The sequence below is a fragment of the Sediminimonas sp. genome (genome assembly GCF_024637375.1).
GTDB lineage: Bacteria > Pseudomonadota > Alphaproteobacteria > Rhodobacterales > Rhodobacteraceae > Sediminimonas.
Genome location: NZ_JAGXFK010000037.1, coordinates 1 through 7,145, shown reverse-complemented (window position 1 = coordinate 7,145; position 7,145 = coordinate 1). Strand labels below are relative to the sequence as shown.

The following is a 7,145-nucleotide window of genomic DNA, read 5'->3' as shown; positions in this document are numbered from 1 at the left end:
GGCCATGACCCCGCACACCGGCGCCGCCGGCACGCTGTCGCCGCGCGACAACGTGCAGATCGACGCCGCGCATTTCTCCGACACGGTGCTGGGCGCGGTGAGCGTCGACGCCGACATGGGCCTGACCCCGCGTGACCGGATAGATGCCGGCGCCACGGTCAGCTTCTATCGCGGCAACACCGATGCCGTCTCGACCCAGCAAACCCCGCGCTGAACCCGCGCCGACCGTTCCCCCGGTCGCAGATCGCCCGCCACCAAGGCGGGCGATTTCGCGTCGCGGCGGGCGGGCACGCATTTTTCACCGCGGGGGTGATTTTCCTCTTGCAGGTCGCGTGCAGAATTTATATCCCACGGCTCACCAATAGGGCGGGCGTAGCTCAGGGGTAGAGCACAACCTTGCCAAGGTTGGGGTCGAGAGTTCGAATCTCTTCGCCCGCTCCATTTGGAAATCAGCCGCGAATGTCCGGCAAATCGAAAAAGGCGCGAGGGGCCGGCCCCCGCGCCTTTTCGCGTTTCAGGGCGCTCTCGTCGTGTCTCGGCGCCGTCCTTGCTTGCGCGAGGCGCCTCAGAATGCCTTGAAGGTCAGCGTCGTCAGCGATCGTTCGATCCCGGGGATGTCGAGCAGATTGTCGTTGATGAACATGCCGATGTCCTGTCCCTCGGGGATATAAAGCTTCATCAGCAGGTCGTATTCGCCCGAGGTCGAGAACAGTTCGGAATGCAACTCGCGCAGCGCGATCTCTTCGGCCACCTTGTAGGTGGTTCCGGGGGCACACCGGATCTGGATGAAAACACAGGTCGACATCGCATAGCCTCTTGCAGGGCGTTGACCTAGGTATGCTGGCACAGGCCCGCGCGCGGCGCAATGCGCCCTTCCCACGGCGGCGCCATCGGCCTATAACCCGCCCCGACAGGCAAGCGGAGGCATCAATTGCGAACGGCCATCATTACCCGCACCACCGCCGAGACCGATATCTCGGTCAAGATCGACCTCGACGGTTCCGGCAACTATGACAACCGCACCGGCGTGGGGTTTCTCGATCACATGCTCGATCAGGTGGCGCGCCATGCGCTGATCGACATGACGGTGCGCTGCAAGGGCGATCTGCATATCGACGACCACCACAGCGTCGAGGACGTAGGCATCGCGCTGGGCCAGGCGCTGAGCCGCGCGCTGGGTGACAAGCGGGGTATCCGTCGCTACGGCGCCTGCCTGCTGCCCATGGACGACGCGCTGGTGCGCTGCGCGCTCGATCTGTCGGGGCGGCCCTACCTGGTGTGGAACGTGACGATGCCCACCCAGCGGATCGGCGATTTCGACACCGAGCTGGTGCGCGAGTTCTTCCAGGCGCTCAGCACCCATGGCGGCATCACGCTGCATGTCGACATGCTGCACGGGCTCAACAGCCACCACATCGCCGAGGCGGCGTTCAAGGCGCTGGCGCGGGCCCTGCGCGAGGCGGTCGAGGCCGACCCGCGCAAGGGCGATGCCGTGCCCTCGACCAAGGGCGCGCTGTAGGCCCATGACCACTGTCATCATCGACTACGAAAGCGGCAACCTGCATTCGGCGGAAAAGGCGTTTCAGCGCATGGCGGCCGAGGTCGCGGCGGGCGACGTGGTGGTCACATCCGACCCCGACACGATCCGCCGCGCGGCCCGCGTGGTGCTGCCGGGCGACGGCGCGTTCCCGGCCTGCCGCGATGCGCTTTACGATCATCGCGGCGTGTTCGAGGCGATGGAAGAGGCCGTGATCCGCGGCGGAAAACCGTTCCTGGGCATCTGCATCGGGATGCAGATGATGGCCACCCGCGGCATGGAATACCGCGAAACCGCCGGGTTCGACTGGATCGGCGGCACCGTCGAGCGCATCGCGCCGCGCGACCCGGCGCTGAAGGTACCGCACATGGGCTGGAACGACCTGGTCATCGACCGGGCGCACCCGGTCTTCGACGGCGTGAGCAGCGGCCGGCATGCCTATTTCGTTCATTCCTATCATATGGTCGTGGATGACGAGGCGCACCTTCTGGCGCATGTCGACTACGGCGCGCGCGTGACCGCCGTGGTCGGGCGCGACAACTTGCTGGGAATGCAGTTTCACCCCGAGAAAAGCCAGGCCGTGGGTCTGGCGATGATCGCCAACTTCCTGCGCTGGAGGCCCTGAGCGGGCCGGCGCTGATGGTGGGCGAGCGGTGGGCAGTACCCACCCTGCGGTGGGGTGGGCCTCACCACCCGTTGCGCAATCCCGCTGGCAGGCGCGCCCGGCTCCGGGCCCGCTTGCGGCGGGCGACTGGACAGGGCGCGCCTACTTCACCCGCGTCCAGGTGCCGCCATCGCGGCAGATGAACAGCACGCACCCCTCGACCGACAGCGTGTCGCCGTTGAGCGTCATCTTCGACTTGTAGGTCTTGTCGCGATCCGGTGACCAGATCTTGCCGCCGCCGTATTCGCCGCCGCCCTTCGGTTCCATACCCCAGACGATGCGCTTGCCGATGTTGTCCGACTCCATCGGCTTGCCCTGCGCGTCGAACGACTTCACCAGCGTGCCGCAGATCGTGCCGTCGCAATCCTTGACCCGGATATGCCCGGTATTGCCGTTGTCATCGGGCGCGGTGCGCCAGGTGCCGTATACCGGGTCGGCCAGTGCCGCGCCGCCCCACAGCAGCGCCAGTGCGGCGAATGTTGCCCTGATCTTCATCGCGGGTTTCCTCCTTTTTTTGCCCGACATGATACCGACACGATACCGACATCATACTGATGCGGGAATCCCGCCCCCGGCAAGCCTTATATCGGATCAGGTTTCCGGTCCGTTGCATTCGCCCGCTGCGGCGTGCAATAGGCATCCCGGGCATGGCAGAGAAAGGCGGCTCGGATGATCCTTTACCCGGCGATCGACCTCAAGGACGGGCAGGCGGTGCGGCTGCTCAAGGGCGAGATGGACAGCGCCAAGGTCTTCAACGACGACCCCGCGGCACAGGCGCGGGCCTTCGTCGAGGCCGGCTGCGAATGGCTGCATCTCGTCGATCTCAATGGCGCGTTTGCGGGCGAGCCAGTGAACGCCGCGGCGGTCGAGGCGATCCTCGCGGCAACGGAGGTGCCGGCGCAACTGGGCGGTGGTATCCGCGACATGGCCACCATAGAACGCTGGCTGGACAAGGGGTTGGCGCGGGTGATCCTGGGAACCGTGGCAGTCGAGAACCCGGGCCTGGTGCGCGAGGCGGCGCGCGCCTTTCCCGGCCGCGTGGCCGTGGGGATCGACGCGCGCGCGGGCCGCGTGGCGACCAAGGGCTGGGCCGAGGAAACGGATGTCGATGCCACCGATCTGGCGCGCAGCTTCGAGGATGCCGGCGTCGCCGCGATCATCTACACCGATATCGAGCGTGACGGCGCCATGCAGGGGCCGAACGTGGCCGCCACCGCGGCGCTGGCGCGGGCCGTCGATATCCCGGTGATCGCCAGCGGCGGCGTGTCGTCGCTGGCCGACCTGGTCGCGCTGCGCGACTGCGGCGCCGGCCTCAACGGCGCGATCTCGGGGCGTGCGCTCTACGACGGGGCGCTCGACCTGCGCGCCGCGCTGGCGGCGCTGGCGGGGTAGGGGGCACCCTTACTCGGCTGCGCGGGCGGTGAAATTGGCCAGCGCCTTGGTCATGCTCTGCACGTAAGGCGCGTCGGCGGCGATTCCGTCGAGTCCGGCCAGCATGTCGACGGGGTCGTGATAGGCCAGCCATGTCTGCCCTGTCGCATCCTCGTAGACCAGAACGCGCAGGGGCAGCATGATACCGGCAAGCCGATTGGCCTTGAGCGCCGGCGTGCCGACCTCGGGATTGCCGAAGATCAAGAGCTCGGCGTCGCCGATATTCTCGTCCACCATCCGTGCGCCCTTGCCATGGTTGACGCGGGCAAACAGCGTGATCCCGGCGGGTTCTATTGCGGCGGCAAGCGCGTCTGCGGCCTTGGCCACGGGTTTGTCGGTCGCCACGCGCGTGATGTCCTGTGCGGCCGCGAGGGCGGGCGCGGCGGCCAGGGCGAGGGCGGCGAGAGTGACGCGGATCATGGGAGGCTCCTGTCGGTTGTCATTGCCCCCCAAGCGGTGACACGGGTGCCGATCACTTGCCAATCACGAAACGGTCAGTCCGCTGGAAGTCTGCCGGCCGCGCCGGTCAGCCCCTGGGCGTCGAGCCAGTTGAGGAAGGCGTAGTCATCCGCGTAATGGACACGCAGGTTGGCGCGCGCGCGTTCGGAAAGCTGCTTGTCGGCGCCATCCGGGCCGACATGGGCGCGCGGGCGGGATTCGAGCTTGTCGGGCGCCACCGCGAACCCGGTGGCGGCGAATACCGCGCGCATGTCGGCAACCAGGTGTTCCTGGCGCACCCGAAACACCCGCCCGGCGGCGATGTCGCCGGCCAGCCGCGCCCGGTCGGGAAACCACAGGGTGTGCGGCTCGTTGACGTGGCGGATGGCGCGCATCGCGGCCCGCGCGTCATCGCGCGTGGTGGCATCGGGGGCGTCCAGCGCCTCGGCCAGGGCGCCTGCGCTCTCGAAACGGGCGAAGGCGGCCCTCTCAGCGCGGCTCTGGCGGTTGCGGCCCCTTGTGCCGCGCCGCCGGCGGCTGAGAAACCCGCTGACGAAGCGGCTGTCGGGGGCGCGGGTGCCCAGGATGAAACGGCTGCCGCGCGGCAGGTGCTGGTGCTTGATGTTGTGGCCCAGCGGGATCAGCAGCATCGGCTCATGCGTGAAACTGCCCTCGTCCTTTACCGTCTTCTTGAAGAATGTGCCGCCGGTCTTGCCGATATGCAGGTAATAGAGCACCTCGCGCGGTACCTCCGCGCCGGGATGGCGGCGGCGGTACTTGCGGGCATAGTCAAATCGACGGAGAGCGACGATCCAGCGCATGCGCAGAGGCTTCCACAAAAGGCGCGGGCCGGGGCCGCGATATCCGCGCTGACCTAGCAGCGTGGCATCGACCCCGTCAAGCGCGCCCTCGTCCCCTTGCCGCGGGGCGCGCGATGGCCCTTTATCTGGCCCGCGCGCCGGTCTAAGAGGGGGCCATGCTGAAAGTGCGTGTCATTCCCTGTCTTGATGTCGCCGATGGCCGCGTGGTCAAGGGCGTCAATTTCGTGGACCTGCGCGACGCGGGCGACCCGGTCGATGCCGCGCGCGCCTATGACGCTGCCGGTGCCGACGAGATCTGTTTTCTCGACATCCACGCAACCCACGAAAACCGCGGCGTGATGCTCGACGTGGTGCGGTGCACTGCCGAGGCGTGTTTCGTCCCGCTGACCGTGGGCGGCGGAGTGCGCACGCCCGAGGACGTGCGCGCCCTGCTCCTGGCGGGTGCCGACAAGGTCAGCTTCAACTCGGCCGCGGTGGCCGACCCGGACGTGGTGCGCGCCGCCGCCGACCGCTTCGGCAGCCAGTGCATCGTGGTGGCCATCGACGCCAAGACCGTCGCCCCCGGCAAGTGGGAAATCTTTACCCACGGCGGCCGCAGGCCCACCGGCATCGACGCGGTGGAATTCGCCCGCACCGTGGCCGCCAAGGGCGCGGGCGAGATATTGCTGACCTCGATGGACCGCGACGGCACGCGTGCGGGTTTCAACATCGCGCTGACCCGCGCCATTGCCGACGCGGTCGACATCCCGGTGATCGCCAGCGGCGGGGTGGGCACGCTCGATCACCTTGTCGAAGGCGTGCAACACGGCGGCGCGGCGGCGGTGCTGGCGGCGTCGATCTTTCACTTCGGCGAGTTTTCCGTGCACGAGGCCAAGGCGCACATGGCCGCGAATGGCATACCGATGAGGATGGACGAATGACGCTCGATGACCTGGCCGCCACCATCGCCGCGCGCGCGGGCGCCGATCCTGAGACAAGCTGGACCGCAAAGCTGCTGGCGTGCGGGCCCGAGAAGGCGGCCGAGAAATTCGGCGAGGAGGCGGTGGAGGCCGTGATCGAAGCGGTGCGCGGCGACCGCGCGCGCCTGACGGCGGAGGCGGCGGACGTGCTCTATCACCTGCTGGTGATGCTGCAATCGCGCGACGTGCCGCTGGCCGAGGTTATGGCCGAGCTGGAGCGGCGGCAAGGCACCTCGGGCCTGGACGAGAAAGCGGCGCGCTGAGGGCGGGCCGGGGATTTTCGAGTATTTCCAGAGAGATGAAGGGGCTTGGAGGGTATTGCGCCCGGGTGGCCCCTTGGGCGCCCCCCCCGTGTTGTCGCGGCAAAAGCCGGGGACCAAGCCGCGCGGCGGAGGGTGGCAACAGGTCCGAAATGACACCCAGCACCGAGTTTCCCATGAATGGGGCGGGCGGCGGACACGCAGCCGCGGAGGGAGCGAATCTGGGTTAACGGGTTGGAAACGCGGGCAAAAGCGGGGTCGGCACCGCGTCGGTATCCCGTCGGTATCGCGTCGGTGCGGATTTCGGCCCCCGCGCCGGGTTAACAGGGCGAGCGCAGGCGGGCAGGGTGGGGGCACCCCGCCGCGCGCAGGGCGCGTTGGGAGGTCGCGCGAAAGGTGTAGGGTGGGCAGCTTTGCCCACCGCGACGGTGGCGGTGCCGGGCGGTGGGTGGTGGGCAGGACTGCCCACCCTACGATTGCTGCTTGATTCCACGTCGGCTACGCAGCATAGGAGGACGAGATAGTGGCAACCTCGGGCTCGCCTGCGGTGGCCTTGCTTCTTGAATAGTTCGTTTTCGCGTTCCAAAGCGCATTAGCGTTGGTATTATAGGGCGGTTATGAGCAAAGACGAACTCGGTGATTACCTGGAGCTTGTGAAGCATGAGTTCTTCACCCTGCGAGTAGAATGGCGACTCTATCGTTCTTTATTCGGCACAAATGCGGAGACAGTAGAGCTTCTCAATAAGGCATCTGGCCCTACTGCAAATACCTTGGAGCGAGTACTCTTCGAGCGAACACTTCTTGGATTGCGCCGCCTCACGGATTCCTACCATGGGAAAAAGAGAAATAAGAGTGTTTCGGTAAATGGATTTGTTCACAAAGTACCATCCGAAGACCCTAACAGGCTGCTGAAGAAGTCTGGCTGGAAGGACGTTTTCCCGTCTGCCGTGGTTTGAGGGCGGTTTCTCCGGAGGCTCGGACCCCGGGCTCAGGATGGCTGTCGTGGTCAGGTGGCCAGGAGCTTCGGCAATCTTG

General features: G+C 66.9%; 11 protein-coding genes and 1 tRNA gene. 8 read left to right on the top strand and 4 right to left on the bottom strand.

Annotation, left to right across the window (positions count from 1 at the left end; all coding sequences use genetic code 11):
• Positions 1–214: hypothetical protein (locus Q0L89_RS05345; RefSeq protein ID WP_296763124.1), on the top strand; the 214-nt coding region annotated here is incomplete at its 5' end.
• A 152-nt stretch (positions 215–366) separates the two neighbouring features.
• Positions 367–441 (top strand) — tRNA-Gly (locus tag Q0L89_RS05340).
• Positions 442–565: 124 nt separating this feature from the next.
• On the opposite strand, the gene Q0L89_RS05335 is transcribed toward Q0L89_RS05340, so the two are convergent.
• Positions 566–805, bottom strand: coding sequence for an Lrp/AsnC family transcriptional regulator (locus Q0L89_RS05335; protein WP_296763123.1), 240 nt, complete (start codon positions 803–805; stop codon positions 566–568).
• Between the two features lie 126 nt (positions 806–931).
• Here Q0L89_RS05335 and hisB point away from each other — a divergent pair, with 126 nt between their 5' ends.
• Complete coding sequence (hisB, locus tag Q0L89_RS05330; protein WP_296763122.1) at positions 932–1,519, top strand: imidazoleglycerol-phosphate dehydratase HisB; 588 nt, start codon at positions 932–934, stop codon at positions 1,517–1,519.
• 4 nt (positions 1,520–1,523) lie between these two features.
• Complete coding sequence (gene hisH, locus Q0L89_RS05325) at positions 1,524–2,162, top strand: imidazole glycerol phosphate synthase subunit HisH (RefSeq protein ID WP_296763121.1); 639 nt, start codon at positions 1,524–1,526, stop codon at positions 2,160–2,162.
• Positions 2,163–2,303: 141 nt separating this feature from the next.
• Here the strand turns inward: hisH and Q0L89_RS05320 are convergent, their stop codons facing one another.
• Positions 2,304–2,696 (bottom strand): DUF2147 domain-containing protein, encoded by a 393-nt coding sequence (locus Q0L89_RS05320; RefSeq protein WP_296763120.1) that lies wholly within the window; start codon positions 2,694–2,696, stop codon positions 2,304–2,306.
• Between the two features lie 174 nt (positions 2,697–2,870).
• Here Q0L89_RS05320 and hisA point away from each other — a divergent pair, with 174 nt between their 5' ends.
• Positions 2,871–3,593 (top strand): 1-(5-phosphoribosyl)-5-[(5-phosphoribosylamino)methylideneamino]imidazole-4-carboxamide isomerase, encoded by a 723-nt coding sequence (gene hisA / locus Q0L89_RS05315; protein ID WP_296763119.1) that lies wholly within the window; start codon positions 2,871–2,873, stop codon positions 3,591–3,593.
• A 9-nt stretch (positions 3,594–3,602) separates the two neighbouring features.
• On the opposite strand, the gene Q0L89_RS05310 is transcribed toward hisA, so the two are convergent.
• Both Q0L89_RS05310 and Q0L89_RS05305 read right to left on the bottom strand, forming a co-directional pair.
• Positions 3,603–4,052 (bottom strand): DUF302 domain-containing protein, encoded by a 450-nt coding sequence (locus Q0L89_RS05310; protein ID WP_296763118.1) that lies wholly within the window; start codon positions 4,050–4,052, stop codon positions 3,603–3,605.
• A 74-nt stretch (positions 4,053–4,126) separates the two neighbouring features.
• Positions 4,127–4,891: a hypothetical protein gene (locus Q0L89_RS05305; RefSeq protein WP_296763117.1), complete on the bottom strand. Its 765-nt coding sequence runs from the start codon at positions 4,889–4,891 to the stop codon at positions 4,127–4,129.
• A gap of 155 nt (positions 4,892–5,046) precedes the next feature.
• On the opposite strand from Q0L89_RS05305, the gene hisF reads away from it, so the two are divergent.
• The 3 genes from hisF (at position 5,047) to Q0L89_RS05290 (ending at position 7,066) form a co-directional block, all read left to right on the top strand.
• The gene (hisF, locus tag Q0L89_RS05300; RefSeq protein ID WP_296763116.1) at positions 5,047–5,811 is read left to right on the top strand and encodes an imidazole glycerol phosphate synthase subunit HisF; all 765 of its coding nucleotides are present in this window, start codon (positions 5,047–5,049) and stop codon (positions 5,809–5,811) included.
• Positions 5,808–6,113: a phosphoribosyl-ATP diphosphatase gene (locus Q0L89_RS05295; RefSeq protein WP_296763115.1), complete on the top strand. Its 306-nt coding sequence runs from the start codon at positions 5,808–5,810 to the stop codon at positions 6,111–6,113. The genes hisF and Q0L89_RS05295 overlap by 4 nt, the downstream gene beginning before the upstream one ends.
• Positions 6,114–6,727: 614 nt before the next feature.
• The gene (locus Q0L89_RS05290; RefSeq protein ID WP_296763114.1) at positions 6,728–7,066 is read left to right on the top strand and encodes a hypothetical protein; all 339 of its coding nucleotides are present in this window, start codon (positions 6,728–6,730) and stop codon (positions 7,064–7,066) included.
• The last annotated feature ends 79 nt before the right edge of the window (positions 7,067–7,145 follow it).